Origin of the sequence: Rhodobium orientis, assembly GCF_003258835.1 — a bacterium.
Classification (GTDB): domain Bacteria; phylum Pseudomonadota; class Alphaproteobacteria; order Rhizobiales; family Rhodobiaceae; genus Rhodobium; species Rhodobium orientis.
In genome coordinates this window covers 14,887-31,982 of sequence record NZ_NPEV01000057.1, presented here as the reverse complement: position 1 = coordinate 31,982, position 17,096 = coordinate 14,887, and the positions used below count along the sequence as shown (strand labels likewise).

Below are 17,096 nucleotides of genomic sequence, written 5' to 3'. Positions count from 1 at the left end.
GGCCGGAAGGTTTCCGGCCGGCCGGTTCGATCGGGTTACCACTCGCCCTTGAAGTTGGCGACGTTGTCGGCGGTGATCTTGGGCATCGGGATGATGTTCCGCTTTTCGGGCAGGCTCTCGCCCTTGGCGAGCTTGATGGCGAAGTCGAGCGCCTGCTTGCCGTCGGTGGTCGGCGACTGGTCCATGGTGCCGTACATCAGGCCTTCGCGGATCGCCTTCAAACCGTCGATGGTGCCGCCCGTGCCGACGACCTTGATGTCGCCGCGTCCCGCCGCCGCGAACACTTCGGCTGCCCCCGCGCCGGAATTGTCGTCCTGCGCGAAAACGCCGTCCAGATCGTCGCCATAGGCGGTCAGGAAGGCCTGCGCGACGTCCTTGGCCTTGACCGGGTTCCAGTCAGCGGTCTGCGATCCGATGATCTCGATCCCGGAGTTGAGCTCGGCGAGGCGGTCCTTCAGGCCGTCGGTCCGCAGGATGGTGGTGCTCTGTCCGGGCGAGCCTTCGATGATCGCGATGCTGCCCTTGCTGCCGAGCACGTCGTTAAGAAGCTCGGCGGCAATCCGACCTTGCACATAGTCGTCCGGTCCGGAATATCCGGCGAGCAGTTCCTGGCCAGCCTCGGCCGGTTCGTTGGACACGGCAAGGATCGGAATGCCGGCGTCGTGCGCCTTGCGCAGCGCCGGAATGACGGCATTGCCGTCGAGCGAGGTCACCAGGAGAACGTCGACCCCGCGATTGACCAGCGACGCGATGTCGGTGCTCTGCTTGGCGATGTCGCCCTCGGCGCCGAGCGTGATCACGTCGACGCCGTCCATGGCCTCGGCCTCGGCCTCGATCACCGCGGTCACCGCCGCGATATAGGGCCAGCCGAGATTGGGTTGGGAATGGCCGATCACGATGCCGTCCGCCGAGGCGGCCGGAATGGTCGTGGACAGCGCCGCAACGACGGCAGCGCTTGCGAGTAGTGACTTGAAGCCGGGCATTACTGGTGTCTCCTCTTTCTTGCTCGGTGGCCGGATCGCCGGCCGCGGCGGCCGTTTTCTCAACTTGACCGCAGGCGCAGAAACGCGCCGTCCGCAACCACCAGGGCGAACAGCATTCCGCCGATCACCATGCTCTGGTAGTAGGACGCCACGCCCAGAAGGTTCATGGCGTTGACAAGACCGCCGACGAAAACGAGCCCGATCATCGCGCCGCCAACCGAGCCCTCGCCGCCGCGCAGGCTCGCGCCGCCGATCAGGGCCGCGGCCGCGGCCGAAAGCGGGGTGGATTCCCCGATGATCGGAGACCCGGTGCCGAGGCGCGCGGCGAGCAGCATGCCGGCGAAACCGGCAAGAGCGCCCGAGATCAGGTAGCATTGCAGCTTGAGACGGCCGACGCGCAGGCCCGACATCGCGGCCGCGGTCTCATCGGCGCCGACGGCATAGACATGCCGGCCCCAGGGCCGGCCGTTGAGCCAGACATGGGCGGTGATCGCCACCGCGACCATGATCATGAAGGCATAGGGAACCGGCCGGCCTTCGCCGAGCGCAAGGAACATGTCGTCGAGGCTGACCACGGGACGGGTATCGGTGTAGGCGAGAATGGCACCGCGCACCATGACCATCACGGCGAGGGTCGAGATGAACGGATTGATGCGCAGCCGCGTCACCAATGTGCCGCTGAGCGTGCCCGCCAGCGCGCCGAAGGCGCCGGCCGCCAGGACGGAGACGGCAAGGCCGTGCGGCAGCAGCACGACGGCGGCGACGCCGCCCAGCGCCATGACCGCGCCGACCGACATGTCGAAGCCGCCGGCGATCATGACGATGGTCATGCCAATGACGACGATGCCGTCGACCGATATGGCTTCCGCCAGGATCCGCATGTTGCCCATCGACCAGAAGCCGGGAATGAACGAGGCCAGGATCAGCAGCGGCACGAGCGGCGGCTTGATGAAGAAGCGCGAGAACAGTTCCTGGGCGCGCGGGCTCATGCCTCACCCCGCCAGTTGTAGTAGGCGACCGCCCCCGTCAGGACGATCCCCTGGACGAGAAGCTGGATCGGATACTGGTAGTCGAGGATCGTCATCACATTGGTGATGATGGCGATGACCAGGATCGCCGCGACGGTGTCGATCGGGCGGCCGACGCCGCCGGTCAGGCGCGTGCCGCCCAGAACCACCGCCGTCAGCGCGGGAAACTCGTAGCCGCCCACCCCCGTCGGGTCGAGATGGCCGACCAGAGCCGCGATGATGACGCCGGACGTCGCCGCGAGCGCTCCGGAAATCGCAAAGGTGGCAATGCCGGTGCGCACGACGTTGACGCCCGACCGGCGCGAGGCATCCGCATCCCCGCCGATGGCATAGACGTGGCGGCCGAAGACGGTGGAACTCATCACGACGGCCAGGACGATGACGAGCGCGGCGAAGATGAACACCGGAAAAGGAATGCCGAGGGGTCGTGCCTGGGCAAGGGCGGTGAAGGCGTCGCCGATGGCCGTCGCCCGCACGTGCCGGCCGGAGACCGTCGCCAGCACGGCGCCGATGAGGAAAAACTGCATGCCGATGGTGGTGACGATGGAATTGGCCCCCGCGCGGTAGACGGCGAGGCCGTTGACGACCCCGACCGTGGCGCCCGCGAGGATCGGCAGGACGACGGCAAGCGTGATGCCGAGCGTGCCGTCGGGTCCGATCAGCAGTGCCATCACCGCCGCCATCATGACGATCGCGCCCGTGGAGAGGTCGAGTTGGCCGCCGATCAGCACGACGGTCATGCCGAGGGCGACGATGCCCGTGATCACGCCCTGCTGGAGCACCGAGGCAATGTTGTAGGAGGTCAGAAAACGATCGGACACCAGCGCCGCGGCAACGATGACGGCGACGAGCACCAGCCAGATCGGAGAGATACGGGACCCTCCGAGGCGACCGGGCGCGAGTGGCCAGATGCTGTTCATGGTGCGGACCCGTCCGCAGGCTCACGCCGGCGGCCGCGGATGATCATGTCGACCACGCTGTCTTCGTCGGTCTCGGCGGCGGTCATGGTTCCGACGATCTCGCCCGCCTTCAGGACGACGATCCTGTCCGCCAGGTCGATGACGCTGCGCACGTCGTGACTGACGAGGAGGATGCCGATCCCCTGTTCCCGCAGGCGCCGGATGAGGGTGCTGACCTGCGCGGTTTCGTGCGGGCCGAGGGCCGCCGTCGGCTCGTCCATGATGAGGACCCGCACATCGAAATGGATGGCGCGGGCGATGGCGACCGCCTGGCGCTGGCCGCCGGACATCTGGCGCACCGGCCGCTCGATGTCGGTGAAGGACGGATTGAGGTCGGCAAGCGCCTTGCCGGCCGCTTCGGCCATGCGGCGCTTGTCGAGAAAGCCGAACCGCGTGCGCAACTCGCGGCCGAGAAAGAAATTGGACGGCGCGTCGAGGTTATCGGCAAGCGCCAGCGTCTGATAGATCGTCTCGATGCCGTGGTGGCGGGCGTCATTCGGCGAATGGAAGCTGACCGGTTCGCCCATGACCCGGATCTCGCCCGAGCTCGGCGGAAAAACCCCCGACAGGATCTGCACGAGAACCGACTTGCCGGCGCCGTTGTGGCCCACAAGCGCCACGACCTCGCTCGCCGAAATGTCGAGATCGACGCCTTTCAGCGCATGAACGCCGCCAAAATTCTTGGTGATCCCCGTCAGCCGGACGAACGTTTGTGCGCTCATGCACGCCTCCCATTGTCCCAAGCTTAGGGAGCGAACGGGGTGGAGTCAATAAATCAAGTTCATTGCTTTACTATAGTCGTCTATGCTCCGCGCATGTCAGATCAAACGAATCCCGAGCACAGCAAGGCGTCGACGAACCCGGCCACGCAGATCCGCCGGCAGAACCGCCGGATGCTCCTCCATGCCTTGCGGGTGCGTGGCTCGCTCTCACGGGCCGAACTCGCCCGGGCAACGGGCCTCACGCCCCAGGCTGTCGCCAACATCATCAGCGATCTCATCGCCGGCGGACTGGTGCGCGAGACAGGGCGGCGCAAGGCACCGCGCGGGCAGCCGCCCATCGCCATCGAAATTGCCGGCGATGGCGGCTATGCCATCGGCATCCGCATCGACGACACGCATTACCATGCCGTTGTGGCGGACCTGTCCGGTTCCCTGATCGAGATGATCGACGGGCCGGTCACGGCGAAGTCCGAGTCCGACTGGCTCGATTTCATCGCCAACATCCACGCCGGTTTCACGGCCCGGTTTGGTGTCGACCGCTGCCTCGGCCTTGGCCTGGTTACGCCCGGACCGTTCGATGTGACATGGCCGGGCGTGCCGTCGCCAGGCGCCGTGCCCGCCTTGCAGAGCCGGGCGGTGGCGGATGCGCTGACCGCCCTCACCGGCGTCGACATCTTCATCGAGAACGATGCCACCGCCTCGGCACTCGGCGAGAAGCTCTACGGCGAGGCCGGCGATATCGACGATTTCTTCTACATCTTCGTCGGCGAAGGCGTCGGCGGCGGGATCGTCATCGGCGGCGAGCCCTATCGCGGGCTCCGCGGCAATGCCGGCGAATTCGGCCATTTCATCATCGATCCGGCCGGACCGTCCTGCTATTGCGGCAATCGCGGATGTCTCGGCCAGTACCTGTCGCTGAGAGCGATGCGGGCGTTTCTCGCAAAGGCCGAGGCCGCCGGCGAGGAGACCGAGGCCGCGACGAAGCGCTGGATCGAGCAGGCCGCCGAGGCGCTGTCGATTGCCCTTGCCAGCGTCGAGAACCTGCTCGATCCGGAAATGGTGATCATCGGCGGCGCCGTACCGCCTGCCTTCCTCAAGGAGCTGATCGCCGAGCTCGGGGACCTCCGGCCCTCCGTATGCCAGGCGCAGGGACGCAAACGCCTCCGCATGAGCGCCCTCGGCGAGCGCAGCGCGGCCCTCGGCGCCTCGGCCCTGCCGATCCTCGCAGCGACGACAGCGGCAAACGGGCTGGAAGACGGTCCGGCAAGCCACTAACCGTTCGACGCGATCGCCATTTCCTCACCGTCTTTTCGTTGATCCCATAGCGCTGCGCGAGTTCCGCGACCGAAGCTTTCGATCGCTGTAGCTCTGCTCGAATGGCGCGTGCTCTTGGCGCTGCCGTGTAGAATCTGTCCCATAGCGCGGCCTCTGTGATGACGACAGATTTACACCATCACACCCCGGGACAGAACATCTAGGCATCGTGCGCATGGACGAGCGCTTGAGACGCTATCGGCGGGGGCATCCGCCCGCTTTCAGTGACCAGCCGGACCGTATCGAGCGCGATCATCCGTTCCTCGTCGGTCGGCACCACCAGGGTCGCGACGGACGCGCCCGGCGCGCTGATATTGGGATGGCCGTCCTGAACCAGAAGGTTGGTGCGCTCGTCGATCCTGACGCCCAGCACCCCGAGGCCTTCGCAGATGCGCGAGCGGATTTCCGTGCTGTTCTCGCCAATGCCGGCGGTGAACACCAGCGCGTCGAGCCCGTCCATCGCAGCGGCATAGGCGCCGATGGTCTTCTTGATCTGGTAGATGAAGATGTTGAGGGCAAGGGCGCAGCGCTCGTCGCCCGCATCCGCCCTCATCACCACCTCGCGCATGTCGTTGCTGACGCCGGAGACGCCGAGAAGCCCGCTCCTTTCGTAGCAAAGCGCCTCGACCTCATCGAGCGGCATGCCCATCTCCTTGACCAGGTGGAAGATGATGGCCGGATCGAAATCGCCGGAGCGGGTGCCCATCGGCACGCCGCAGAACGTGCCGAAGCCGATGCTGGTGTCGACCGACCGGCCGCCCTTGACCGCATCGAGCGTCACCCCGTTGCCGAGGTGGCAGACCACCATGGCCAGATCCTCTATCGGGCGATTGAGAATGTCGGCCGCTGCCTGGCTGACATAGCGGCACGAGGTGCCGTGGAAGCCGTAGCGGCGGATGCCGTGGTCGGCATAGAGCTCGTAGGGCAGTGCGTAGACATGCGCCTCGGGCGGCACGCTCTGGTGAAACGCGGTGTCGAAGACGACGACGTTCGGCACATCCGGGAAGCGCCGTCGGCACTCCTCGATCCCGGCGATGTTGCTGGGATTGTGCAGCGGCGCGAAGCGCACGCACGCACGAAGCTGCTCCATGACGCTGCCGTCGACGATCGTGGACTCGACGAAGACGTCGCCGCCATGGACGGCGCGATGGCCGATCGCCGTGACCGCCTCGGGGCCGTCGATAACGGCGAATTCCGACTGCATCAGGTTCTCGGCCATGATGTCGAAGGCTGCCTTCTGGTCGGCAATGGGGCCGCGGAAGAACACCTCCTTGTCGCCGGCAGTGTGCTTGGAATAGGCGCCGTCTTCGCCGATTCGTGCAACCAAGCCCGTGGCGACGACCTCGGTCAGGTCGGCATTGTAGAGCCGGTATTTCAAGCTCGAACTGCCGCAATTGATGGTCAGGATCATGGTTTCTCCTCGTGTTGCGGCATCGGGGCCGCGGGCGCATTCAGCGTCCATCGGAAGGTCAAGGCGCGGTCGGGCGGCACGGGGCGTTGGGTGAAAGGGAGGACGCCATCGTGCCGCCCGTCGCCGGCGGCATCGCCGTCTTGGTTGATCAGATCGGGATCGGCACGAAGGCCCAGAAGCCGATCGCTGTCAGGAAGTTGAAGACCGTCGTCATGGCCGCGATCGTGCAGGCCGGCGGGTCGATATGGGTGTCGCCGCGGCACAGGAAGACGCGGGCGAAAAACTCGCCGACGAAGGCGCAGACGAGCCCCGCGATCGCCGCCCAGATGATGCTGCCCGATGCCACCCCGACAATGGCCGCCGGAAGGGCGATATGGTGGGTCACCGGCGTCAGCACGCCGAGCGTCAGCAGCAAGAGGCTTGCCGCCGCGATGCCGAAGGCAAGCAGCGCACCGGGCGTGCCGTAGGTCACGCCGAGCCAGCCGCCGAACAGGCCGACGCCGATGCCGATCACCACAAGCTGGCCGACATCGCTCTGGAACGCCAGCCACTTGGTGGCATCGGTCGGGTGAAAGAAGCGCTCGCCTTCCGGCGCCTTGCCGCAAAAGCCGCAGGTGCCCCAGGCAAAGCGCGCAATGAACGCGGAAATCACCACGCCGAGGCCCGGATAGTCGGTCCAGGCAAGCCCCGGCCCGAAACTCGGCACCATGCTGACGAGCCAGACGACCACATAGCCAATGATGCCGAAGATGCCGCCGACCAGCAGCACATCGGGGCTGTTGAGCCCCATGCCGGCAGTCACGATGTTGCGGCCGCTGTCGAGCTTGCCCTTGCAGGCCGCATAGGCGGCGGCGGCGACACCGGAGGCGAAACCGCCTGCCTGCGGGCCGAACGCGTCGAACGGGATGCTGAAGAACGTCGTCGCCTCGGGCGCGACGGCAAGCTGGATGGCAACGCCGAACATGGTCAGAAAGCCGACGAAGGCGAAGGCTGGAAGAGCCCCGATCGCGGCGCCGAAAATACCGCCGCCAAAGGCGGCGAGGAGACCGATCGCACTCATGTTTTCCCTCGTATGATGTCATCGGCACAACGCCGCACGTGATGCTCGTCCGAGGGGATGGTCACCGCTTCAATGTCGCTCGCCGAACCCGATGCGAATGGCTCGGTCTTGCTCGGGCTTCCGCCTTTAACTTCGAAACCGCGCACAAAATCCCCGTTCCCGGCGATGAACATCATCCAGGCTAAACTGATGTGCCTTGGGATACACAGAAACCGAAGTGATCCGTCACCGGATGCTTCGATCTCTGAAATCGTAGGTCTATTTAAATTAATGGGTCAACGAGATGGACTTGGCTTCAGATGGTAATTTCTTGCGAAACCAATATGGCTCGGAGAATATAGCGCTGGAAAACCCCATTTTTCATCGCTGCCGGCTGAAGGCAGCCGGCTCTTGTTTCATGAATTCAAAGACTTAACGACTTGCGGGCGAGGCACCGTCGGGCGATGCCGAGGCGCGGCCACCGCACCGGTCCGCCGCACAGGACAAGAAATTACCCATTAAGTCAAAAAATTACCCTTGCCCCGTCATTTCTTGACCTCGGCAGAACTACCCGGACACCTGTCGAGAATCCAGAATTTCCGCGCTTTATTGGCCCATGCAGGCTGGATCAAATTATTACCAGAACTTGTCAAACTACTCTCGTTGACCGTTTTACGAGATGAGGAATACGTTTTCTCCAAACACACGGTCAAGTTTGGCGGCGACGTATTATGTCCCGAGGCGCAACCCAGAAAATCCTCATGCTCGTCGGAGATTTCTCCGAAGACTATGAAGTGATGGTCCCGTTTCAGGCGCTGCAGATGGTCGGCCTCACCGTCGATGCTGCCTGCCCCGGCAGGCGCGCGGGCGACGCCATCAAGACCGCCATCCACGACTTCGAAGGCGACCAGACCTACAGCGAAAAGCCCGGCCACTTGTTCCGGCTCAACGCCGCCTTCGCGTTCGTCGAGGCCGACCATTATGCCGGCCTTTACATCGCCGGCGGGCGTGCCTGCGAATATTTGCGCCTCGATCCTGACATCCTCGCCCTGACCCGCACCTTCATGGCTGCGGACAGGCCGGTCGCCGCGATCTGCCACGGACCGCAGATCCTGGCGGCGGCCGACGTCGTCAAAGGGCGCCGGCTGACGGCCTATCCGGCCGTCGCCCCCGAAATCCGCGCCGTTGGCGGCGACTACGTCGCGGTCGAACCGGAAGAGACGGTTCTCGATGGCAATCTTGCAACGGCGCCCGCCTGGCCCGGTCATCCGGGCCTGCTGCGTGCCTTCGCAAGGCTCGTCGACCCGCAGATCCTGACCTGAAGAAACCGGCGCCGACGGGCCGAAAGGGTCCGGCGGATCGTCCCAGCCTGGAGAAGATGATGCTGCAGAAGATGATGATTGAGAAGGGTTTTACGACCCCAACAGACCGCGTCATCCGGTTGAAAAACCAGATCCTGAACGCGCGGCCGCACGTGGAATCCGAACGCGCGGTCCTCGCCACCGAAGCCTACAAGGCCACCGAAGGGCTTCCGGCGATCCTGCGCCGCGCCAAGGTGGCCGAGAAGATCTTTAACGAGCTCCCGATCACCATCCGCGACGACGAACTGGTCGTCGGGTCCATCACCAAGAACCCGCGGTCCACCGAGATCTGCCCCGAATTCTCCTTCGACTGGGTCGAGAAGGAATTCGACACGATGGCCACCCGCATGGCCGACCCGTTCGAAATTCCGAAAGAGACGGCGGCGGAGCTGCACGAGGCCTTCAAATACTGGCCCGGCAAGACGACCAGCGACCTGGCCACGTCCTACATGTCGAAGAAGACGAAGGACTGCATGGCCAACGGCGTCTTCACCGTCGGCAACTACTTCTTCGGCGGCGTCGGCCATGTCTGCGTCGACTACGGCAAGATCCTGGCGATCGGCTTCCGCGGCGTCATCGCCGATGCGGTCAAGAAGCTCGACGAGCTCGACCAGATGGATCCGTCCTACATCAAGAAGCAGCAGTTCTATAACGCGATCATCATCACCTACAATGCGGCGATCAACTTCGCCCATCGCTACGCCGACAAGGCCGAAGAGCTTGCCCGCACGGAAAGCAATCCGACGCGCAAGCAGGAACTGCAGCAGATCGCCCAGAACTGCCGCCGGGTCCCCGAAAACGGCGCCTCGACCTTCTGGGAAGCGTGCCAGACGATGTGGTTCATCCAGTGCATGCTGCAGATCGAATCCAGCGGCCACTCGATCTCGCCTGGCCGCTTCGACCAGTACATGGACCCCTATCTGCAGGCCGACACCTCGATCAGCCGCGAATTCGCGCAGGAACTGGTCGACTGCATCTGGATCAAGCTGAACGACGTCAACAAGACCCGCGACGAAGTCTCGGCCCAGGCCTTTGCCGGCTATGCGGTGTTCCAGAACCTGTGCGTCGGCGGCCAGACCTCCGACGGCCTCGATGCCACCAACGACGTCTCGTATATGTGCATGGAAGCGGTCGCCCATGTCCGCCTGCCGGCACCGTCGTTCTCGATCCGCGTCTGGCAGGGCACGCCCGACGAGTTCCTGTACCGCGCCGCCGAAGTCGTCCGTCTCGGACTTGGCGTTCCGGCCGTCTACAATGACGAGGTCATCATCCCGGCCCTGCAGAACCGCGGCGTGGCGCTGGCCGATGCGCGCGATTACGGCATCGTCGGCTGCGTCGAGCCGCAGGCGATCCACAAGACCGAAGGCTGGCACGACGCGGCCTTCTTCAATGTCGCCAAGGTCCTTGAGATCACGCTGAACGGCGGCAAGGCCGGCGACACCCAGCTCGGCCCGGTGACCAGCGGGATGACGAGCTGGACCTCGCTCGACGACTTCTACGACGCCTTCCAGACGCAGATGGCCTTCTTCGTCAAGCATCTGGTGGAAGCCGACAACTGCGTCGACTACGCCCATGCCGAGCGTGCGCCCCTGCCCTTCCTGTCGGCCATGGTCGACGACTGCATGGGCTCCGGCAAGTCCGTCCAGGAAGGCGGCGCGATCTACAACTTCACCGGCCCGCAGGCCTTCGGCGTCGCCGACACCGGTGACTCCGTCTATGCCATGAAGAAGTTCGTCTTCGACGAAAAGAGCCTCAACATGGCCGACCTGAAGGCGGCGCTGGACGCCAACTTCGGTCTCGCCGCCGGTGCCTCGACGGCCGCCGCCAATGGCGAGCCGACCGAAGAACAGGTCTATGCGGCGGTCCGCAAGGTGCTGGTCAACAGCAGCTCGACCGACATGTCGACCCTGAAGGACGAGGTCTACCGGACGCTGTCGGCCAATGGCGGCAACGGCGCCGGCGAGGGCAAGTACGAAAGCATCCGCCGGATGCTCGACAGCGCGCCCGCCTTCGGCAACGACATCGACGACGTCGACCTGATCGCCCGCAAGTGCGCTCAGATCTACTGCAAGGAAGTGGAGAAATACACCAATCCGCGCGGTGGCCAGTTCCAGGCCGGCATCTACCCGGTCTCCGCCAACGTGCTGTTCGGCAAGGACGTGTCGGCGCTGCCCGACGGCCGTCCGGCCAAGGCTCCGCTCGCCGATGGCGTCTCGCCGCGCCAGGGCAAGGACGTCAAGGGACCGACGGCAGCGGCCAACTCGGTTGCCAAGCTCGACCACTTCATCGCGTCCAACGGAACGCTCTACAATCAGAAGTTCCTGCCGTCCGCCCTTGCCGGCGACGGCGGTCTCAAGAACTTCGCCTCGCTGGTGCGCTCCTACTTCGACCACAAGGGCATGCACGTGCAGTTCAACGTGATCGACCGGCAGACGCTGCTCGATGCCCAGAAGGACCCGGAAGCCCACAGGGATCTGGTGGTCCGCGTGGCCGGCTACTCGGCGCAGTTCGTCGTGCTCGCCAAGGAAGTGCAGGACGACATCATCAGCCGCACGGAACAGACGTTCTAGGCACGAAAACCGGCGCGCGGGCTCCTCTCCCGCGCGTCCGATCCCCGGGCGAGGACATCCGGCGGGACCGACCCTTTTGATCGCTCTCGCCGGCCGCCCCGCCCGGTCACCCCGCAAAGGTCCGCAAAGGACAGGTGTTTCGATGGCACGCTACCAGAGCTTCTCGCAACGGACGGAAATCGTCTTCGGACCCGGACTGCTGGAACGCCTCCACGCCTATCGCGGACAGAAGGTGGGCATCGTCACCGACGCGTTCATGGCCAGCTCCGGCCCGCTCGATCGCGTCATGGGCTATCTCGCCGATTGCGACGTCCTGGTCTTCGATGAAGCGGTTCCCGAGCCGCCGGTTGCGACGATTTCCAAGGGCGCGCGCGTTTTCGCCGAGTTCCGCCCCGACGTCCTGGTGGCGCTTGGCGGCGGCTCGCCGATCGATGCGGCCAAGGCCATTCTCGCGATCGTCCGCGAGATGGACGCCAGCCGCACGATCCCCTTCGTCGCCATTCCCACCACCAGCGGTACCGGGTCCGAAGTCACCGCCTTTGCCGTCATCTCCGATCCGGACAAAGGCCGCAAGTTTCCACTCATCTCGCCGGATCTCATCCCCGACGTCGCCCTGCTCGATGCGGAGTTCGTCCGCACGGCGCCCGCCAAGGTGACCGCCGACACGGGGATGGACGTGATCACCCACGGCCTTGAGGCCATGGTCGCCACCGGCGCCTCCCATTTCACCGACGCCTTTGCCGAAAAGTCGCTTGAGCTCGCCTTCGCCAACCTGCCGAGGGCTTACGAGAACGGCGACGACATGGACGCGCGCGAGGCGATGCACCAGGCCTCGTGCCTGGCAGGGCTCGCCTTCACCACCGCCGGTCTCGGCATCAGTCATGGCCTCGCCCACGCCCTCGGCGGCCGGCTCCACGTGATCCACGGCCGCCTCAACGCGGTGCTGCTGCCGGCCGTGATCGCCTTCAACGCCGCAAATCCCGAGGCGGCGGGCCGCTACGCCCGCGTCGCCCGGCGCATCGGCCTCGACGTGCCCAGCACGCGGGCCGGCGTGCGCGGCCTGATCCGGGCCATCGAAGCCCTCAACACCCGTTTTGCCATCCCGTCGACCCTCAATGGACTTGGTGTCGACATGAAGGAGTTCGGCTGCATCCGGTCGGAGATCGCAGCGGCCGCACTGGCCGATGCCTGCACGGCCAGCAATCCTCGCAAGCCTTCCCAACCCGAGCTGGAGAGCCTGCTCGCCAGCGTCGGCGGATAGCAACCGAGGGAGAACGCAGCAGAGCAGGAGGCCGAAAGAGAAGACGGCAATGGATCAACTTACGAACCTCGTGACGAAGGAGAAGACAATGCAACAGGAAGCACTGGGAATGGTCGAGACCAAAGGCCTGGTCGGCGCGATCGAAGCGGCGGACGCCATGGTCAAATCGGCCAATGTGACAATGATCGGCTACGAGAAGATCGGCTCCGGCCTCGTCACCGTGATGGTGCGCGGCGATGTCGGCGCGGTGAAGGCCGCCACCGACGCTGGCGCCGTGGCGGCCGAGAAGGTCGGCACCGTGGCCTCCGTCCACGTCATCCCGCGGCCGCACATGGAAGTGGAACGCATCCTTCCGCACCCGGCAGCGGTCGCCGCCGAGTAACCCCTGAACCGGACAAGGAGGAGCAGTCATGCAAGACGCTCTTGTCGACCAATTGATGGGGGAAGTCATCCGCAAGATGAATGGCGGGGCAAGCGCCCCCGCCGCCACCCCCGAACCGGCCAGCGCAGCGCCCCGCGCCAAGGCCCCGGCGACGTGCAATCTGACGGAGTTCGTCGGCACCGCCATCGGCAACACGATCGGCCTGGTCATCGCCAATGTCGATCCGCTGCTGCACGAACAGATGAAGATGGACAAGAAGTACCGCTCCATCGGCATCGTCGGTGCCCGCGTCGGCGCCGGCCCGCATATCTTCGCGGCCGACGAGGCGGTCAAGGCGACCAACTCGGAGGTCGTCCTGATCGAACTGGCCCGTGACACCGAAGGCGGCGCCGGCCACGGCTCGCTGATCATCTTCGGTGCTTCGGACGTCTCCGACGCCCGCCGTGCCGTGGAAGTGACGCTCGGCGAGATCGACCGCACCATGGGCGACGTCTATGGCTCGCCGGCCGGCCACCTGGAGTTCCAGTACACGGCCCGCGCCAGTGCTGCGCTCAACAAGGCGTTCGGCGCACCGATCGGCCAGGCCTTCGGCATCACCGTCGGAGCCCCCGCCGCCATCGGCGTGGTGCTCGCCGATACCGCGGCCAAGGCGGCGACCATCGATGCCGTCGGCTACGCCTCGCCGGCCAATGGCACCAGCTTCTCCAACGAGGTGATCTTCACCTTCAGCGGCGATTCCGGTGCCGTGCGCCAGGCCATCCATGCGGCCCGCGACGTCGGCAAACAGCTCCTCGGAGCGATGGACCCGACGCCGCTGGTGTCGACCACAACGCCGTATATCTGAGCCGCGGGCAAGGAGGACAGTCATGACTGAGCAAAGCCTCGGACTGATCGAAACCATCGGCCTGACTGCAGCCGTCGAAGCCGCAGACGCGGCCGTGAAGGCGGCCAACGTCCGGCTGGTGGGCTACGAACTGGCCAAGGGCGAGGGCATGACCGTCGTCAAGCTGCTCGGGGACGTCGGCGCCATCAAGGCCGCGGTCTCTGCGGGGGCCGCGGCCGCAGGCCGGGTGAACCGTGTCATCTCCACCAAGGTGATTGCACGGCCGGCCGCGGCGCTGTCCCGGCTCGTGGACAGTGCCGAGACCGTGGGCGTCGCCGCTCTGCCCCACCCGGCCGACATCCCCTCTCCGACGAAAACGGAAGCCCCGGCGGAACGACCCGCCGAGGCCCCCGCCGAGACCCTCGCCGAAAGGCCGGTCGAGGAGCCCGTTGCGGCGAAGGCCGAACCGCCGGTCGCCGCTCAGCTCCAGACGGAAGCGGAGACGATGCCTGCGGAAACGGCAGCAGCGGACGCTGCACCCGCCGAGATCGTTCCCGCCAAGGAACCCGAGGTGACGGTTCCGCCGGTGGACGTCCCGCCGGTAGACGTCCCGCCAGTGGAAGCCGCGCCGAAAGCCGGCAACGGCAAGGTCGCGGACGACAAGCCGGCCGCAAAACGCGCGGCCGACGAGGCACCGAAGAGCGCGCCGGACACTCCCAAGCCGGGGCCGCGCAGCCGGCGTAGCGGCACGGCCAAAAAGGCCAAGACGACCTAGCGCCGTCTGCGATCCCCCGCGCGTCGGGGTCGGCAAAGAAAACAATCCGGGCCTGGCCGCCATCCGCGGCCCGGCCAACGGTCCCGGCTGCGCCGAAACGGACGCCGGACAACGAATAACAGGACAGGTCGATGCAGCTTGCAGAAAGCACAGTCGAACGGATCATCGCGGAGATCCTCGCCCAGGGACAGGCAGCGGCCGAGGCCGTCGCCAGAGCCCGGCCGGCGACGGATCCGGCGCTTATCCCCGTCGGCGTTTCCAACCGCCACATCCATCTTTCGCGCCCCGACATGGACGCCCTGTTCGGTCCCGGCGCGGCGCTGACGCGCAAGAAGGCGATGAAGCAGCCGGGCCAGTACGCGGCCGAGGAAACCGTGATCCTGCGCGGGTCGAAGGGCGAAATCGGCAAGGTCCGCGTGCTCGGCCCACTGCGCGCGGAAACCCAGGTCGAGATTTCCGTCGCCGACGGCTTCGTCCTTGGCGTACGCGCGCCGCTGCGCCTTTCCGGCCGTCTCGACGGCTCGCCCGGGATCGAGGTGATCGGACCCCAGGGCAGCGTCATCAAGGACTACGGCGTCATCGTTGCCCTTCGCCATATCCACATGCCGCCGGAGGTCGCGTCCGGGCTCGGTCTTGTCAATGGCGAGCAGATCGACGTCGAGGTCGACGGTCCGCGCGGCGGCATCATGCGCGGCGTCGCCGTGCGCGCGGCTGAGAACTCCGCCCTGGAAATGCATATCGACATCGAGGAAGCGAACGCTTTCGGGCTGAAGAACGACGATCTCGTGCGGATCCGGAAAGCCTGAGACAGACGCGGGCAAGTGATGACCACGGACAAGACATTGCTGCAATTCGCCGGACTGGTCCGGTTCCGCTCGGCGGTGCCGAGCGAGGACCGGGCGCCGGGTGCACTGAAGGTCGGTGTCGATCTCGGCACGGCGAACCTGGTGCTGGCGGTCGTCGACGCCGGCAACCGGCCGGTGGCCGGCATCACCCACCGCTCCAGCGTCGTGCGCGACGGCATCGTCGTCGACTATATGGGCGCCGTGCAGGCGGTTCGCGCCATGAAGGCGGAGCTCGAACAGCGCGTCGGCGTGCCGCTCCAACGCGCCGCCGCCGCCATCCCGCCGGGCATTCATCCGGGCAGCGCCAAGGCCATCGGCAATGTGGTCGAAGCGGCCGATTTCGAGCTCGCCGAGGTCGTCGACGAGCCGACCGCCGCCGCCCGCTTCCTCGATATCCGCGACGGCGCCGTCGTCGATGTCGGCGGCGGCACGACCGGCATTTCCATCCTCAGGGACGGCGAGGTCCTTGCCTCCTTCGACGAGGCCACCGGCGGCACCCACATGACGCTGGTGCTGGCGGGCGCGCGCCGCATTCCGTTCGCCGAGGCAGAGGCGGAAAAGCTCGATCCGGACAATGAGCGCGACGTCTTTGCCATCGTGCGTCCCGTCGTCGACAAGATGGCCAGCATCGTCTCCGGCGTGCTCGACAGCCATCCCGAGGTCGCCGTCGTCCATGTGGTCGGCGGCGCCTGCTCGTTCAGCGATTTCACCACGGTCTTCGCCAACCAGATCGGCCGCCGCGTCCTCAAGCCGGCCGAGCCGCTGCTCGTCACCCCGCTCGGCATCGCCATGTACCCGAACGAGGCAGGTGCATGATGGACCGCGGCCGCCTCGATATCCTGTTTGACCGAGCTGTCGTCGACCTTCTGTCGGACCGGATCGTCGCCGCTCTCAAGACCCGCGCGCGCTCCGCGCTGGTGCTGTTTTCCGGAACCGATCTCGGGCTCGAGCCGGCGATCCGCGCCTTGAGCGCCCTCGCCGATGCCGGCTGGCGCTTCGACATTCGCCGCAGCCGCAAGGCCCGTGCGCTGATCACGCCGGAACGCCTGCGGACGGCCGGCGGCGGCGCGCTGGTCCCGGCGCTGGCCGATGCCGACGACCGGCCGGACAACATGGACCTCATCGATCCCGAGACCGTTCTTGCCCGCCACTCGGTCGTGATCGTTCCGACACTCAGCATCGCGCTTGCCGCCCGCACGGCGCTCGGGCTTGCCGACAGCGACGTCTCGCAGCTTCTGGCCGGCGCGATCGAACGCAACATGCGGATCGTTGCGGCGCGCGACGGCTGCTGCCCGGCGTCCCGCGAGCGCATCGCCCGCGGCCTCACCGCCAACGCCGCCTACCGGGAGATGGCGTCCGGCCATCTCGGCCGGCTGGAGGCCTACGGCATCGAACTTACCTGGGCCGCCAGGCTCGACCAGGCCGTCGCCGGGACCCGTGCGCCGGCGTCCACAGACGTCCGCCCGGCCGCCGAGCCCCAAACCAATACCGCCGGCGTCTTCGGCTGGACCGCGGCCAAGGCCGTTGCGGGAGAAGAGCTGCGGCTCAGCCGCAACGTGCTGGTTACGCCGCTCGCGGCCGAGGAACTCAAGGCCCGGCACGTCCGGCTCGTCAGGGAATAGG

The 17,096-nt window shown here is 66.1% G+C and carries 16 protein-coding genes and 1 pseudogene; 10 read left to right on the top strand and 7 right to left on the bottom strand.

What is annotated here, in order from left to right; genetic code table 11:
* Window positions 1-35: 35 nt before the first annotated feature.
* From CH339_RS20035 to CH339_RS20020, 4 genes are read right to left on the bottom strand one after another with little or no spacing between them, the layout of a single operon-like run.
* Entirely contained in the window at window positions 36-983 is a 948-nt protein-coding gene (locus CH339_RS20035) for a sugar ABC transporter substrate-binding protein (RefSeq protein WP_111436146.1), read from the bottom strand.
* A 59-nt stretch (window positions 984-1,042) separates the two neighbouring features.
* Window positions 1,043-1,972, bottom strand: coding sequence for an ABC transporter permease (locus CH339_RS20030; protein ID WP_111436145.1), 930 nt, complete (start codon window positions 1,970-1,972; stop codon window positions 1,043-1,045).
* Complete coding sequence (locus CH339_RS20025; protein WP_111436144.1) at window positions 1,969-2,931, bottom strand: ABC transporter permease; 963 nt, start codon at window positions 2,929-2,931, stop codon at window positions 1,969-1,971. The genes CH339_RS20030 and CH339_RS20025 overlap by 4 nt, the downstream gene beginning before the upstream one ends.
* Window positions 2,928-3,692, bottom strand: coding sequence for an ATP-binding cassette domain-containing protein (locus tag CH339_RS20020; protein WP_111436143.1), 765 nt, complete (start codon window positions 3,690-3,692; stop codon window positions 2,928-2,930). Before CH339_RS20020 ends, CH339_RS20025 begins: the two co-directional genes overlap by 4 nt.
* A 93-nt stretch (window positions 3,693-3,785) precedes the next feature.
* Between CH339_RS20020 and CH339_RS20015 the strand changes: the two genes are divergently transcribed.
* Window positions 3,786-4,967 carry an ROK family transcriptional regulator gene (locus tag CH339_RS20015; protein ID WP_111436142.1) on the top strand — a complete coding sequence of 394 codons (1,182 nt, stop codon included), beginning with the start codon at window positions 3,786-3,788 and terminating at the stop codon, window positions 4,965-4,967.
* On the opposite strand, the pseudogene CH339_RS20010 reads toward CH339_RS20015, so the two are convergent.
* The 3 genes and pseudogenes from CH339_RS20010 to CH339_RS20000 all read right to left on the bottom strand — a co-directional run.
* Window positions 4,954-5,110: pseudogene (locus tag CH339_RS20010) on the bottom strand (helix-turn-helix domain-containing protein); the annotation flags it as partial. The gene CH339_RS20015 and the pseudogene CH339_RS20010 sit on opposite strands and share 14 nt — an antisense overlap.
* Window positions 5,111-5,166: 56 nt before the next feature.
* Window positions 5,167-6,417, bottom strand: coding sequence for an acetate/propionate family kinase (locus tag CH339_RS20005; protein WP_111436141.1), 1,251 nt, complete (start codon window positions 6,415-6,417; stop codon window positions 5,167-5,169).
* A gap of 148 nt (window positions 6,418-6,565) precedes the next feature.
* Complete coding sequence (locus CH339_RS20000; protein WP_111436140.1) at window positions 6,566-7,477, bottom strand: DUF7973 family transport facilitator; 912 nt, start codon at window positions 7,475-7,477, stop codon at window positions 6,566-6,568.
* A gap of 710 nt (window positions 7,478-8,187) precedes the next feature.
* Here CH339_RS20000 and CH339_RS19990 point away from each other — a divergent pair.
* The 9 genes from CH339_RS19990 (at window position 8,188) to CH339_RS19950 (ending at window position 17,095) form a co-directional block, all read left to right on the top strand.
* Window positions 8,188-8,778: a DJ-1/PfpI family protein gene (locus CH339_RS19990; RefSeq protein ID WP_111436138.1), complete on the top strand. Its 591-nt coding sequence runs from the start codon at window positions 8,188-8,190 to the stop codon at window positions 8,776-8,778.
* A 56-nt stretch (window positions 8,779-8,834) separates the two neighbouring features.
* A complete protein-coding gene (locus CH339_RS19985; protein ID WP_276329888.1) occupies window positions 8,835-11,387 on the top strand; it encodes a glycyl radical protein in 2,553 nt (850 codons plus the stop codon).
* Between the two features lie 142 nt (window positions 11,388-11,529).
* Window positions 11,530-12,648: a 1-propanol dehydrogenase PduQ gene (locus CH339_RS19980; RefSeq protein WP_111436137.1), complete on the top strand. Its 1,119-nt coding sequence runs from the start codon at window positions 11,530-11,532 to the stop codon at window positions 12,646-12,648.
* 88 nt (window positions 12,649-12,736) lie between these two features.
* The gene (pduA, locus tag CH339_RS19975) at window positions 12,737-13,030 is read left to right on the top strand and encodes a propanediol utilization microcompartment protein PduA (protein ID WP_111436136.1); all 294 of its coding nucleotides are present in this window, start codon (window positions 12,737-12,739) and stop codon (window positions 13,028-13,030) included.
* Window positions 13,031-13,058: 28 nt separating this feature from the next.
* A complete protein-coding gene (pduB, locus tag CH339_RS19970; RefSeq protein WP_111436135.1) occupies window positions 13,059-13,874 on the top strand; it encodes a propanediol utilization microcompartment protein PduB in 816 nt (271 codons plus the stop codon).
* Window positions 13,875-13,896: 22 nt separating this feature from the next.
* Window positions 13,897-14,628 (top strand): BMC domain-containing protein, encoded by a 732-nt coding sequence (locus tag CH339_RS25335; RefSeq protein ID WP_201241001.1) that lies wholly within the window; start codon window positions 13,897-13,899, stop codon window positions 14,626-14,628.
* Between the two features lie 131 nt (window positions 14,629-14,759).
* A complete protein-coding gene (locus CH339_RS19960) occupies window positions 14,760-15,434 on the top strand; it encodes a phosphate propanoyltransferase (RefSeq protein WP_111436134.1) in 675 nt (224 codons plus the stop codon).
* A gap of 18 nt (window positions 15,435-15,452) precedes the next feature.
* Window positions 15,453-16,289, top strand: a complete 837-nt coding sequence (gene eutJ / locus CH339_RS19955; RefSeq protein ID WP_111436133.1) for an ethanolamine utilization protein EutJ — start codon at window positions 15,453-15,455, stop codon at window positions 16,287-16,289.
* Window positions 16,286-17,095, top strand: a complete 810-nt coding sequence (locus CH339_RS19950) for a hypothetical protein (protein ID WP_201241000.1) — start codon at window positions 16,286-16,288, stop codon at window positions 17,093-17,095. The genes eutJ and CH339_RS19950 overlap by 4 nt, the downstream gene beginning before the upstream one ends.
* The last annotated feature ends 1 nt before the right edge of the window (window position 17,096 follow it).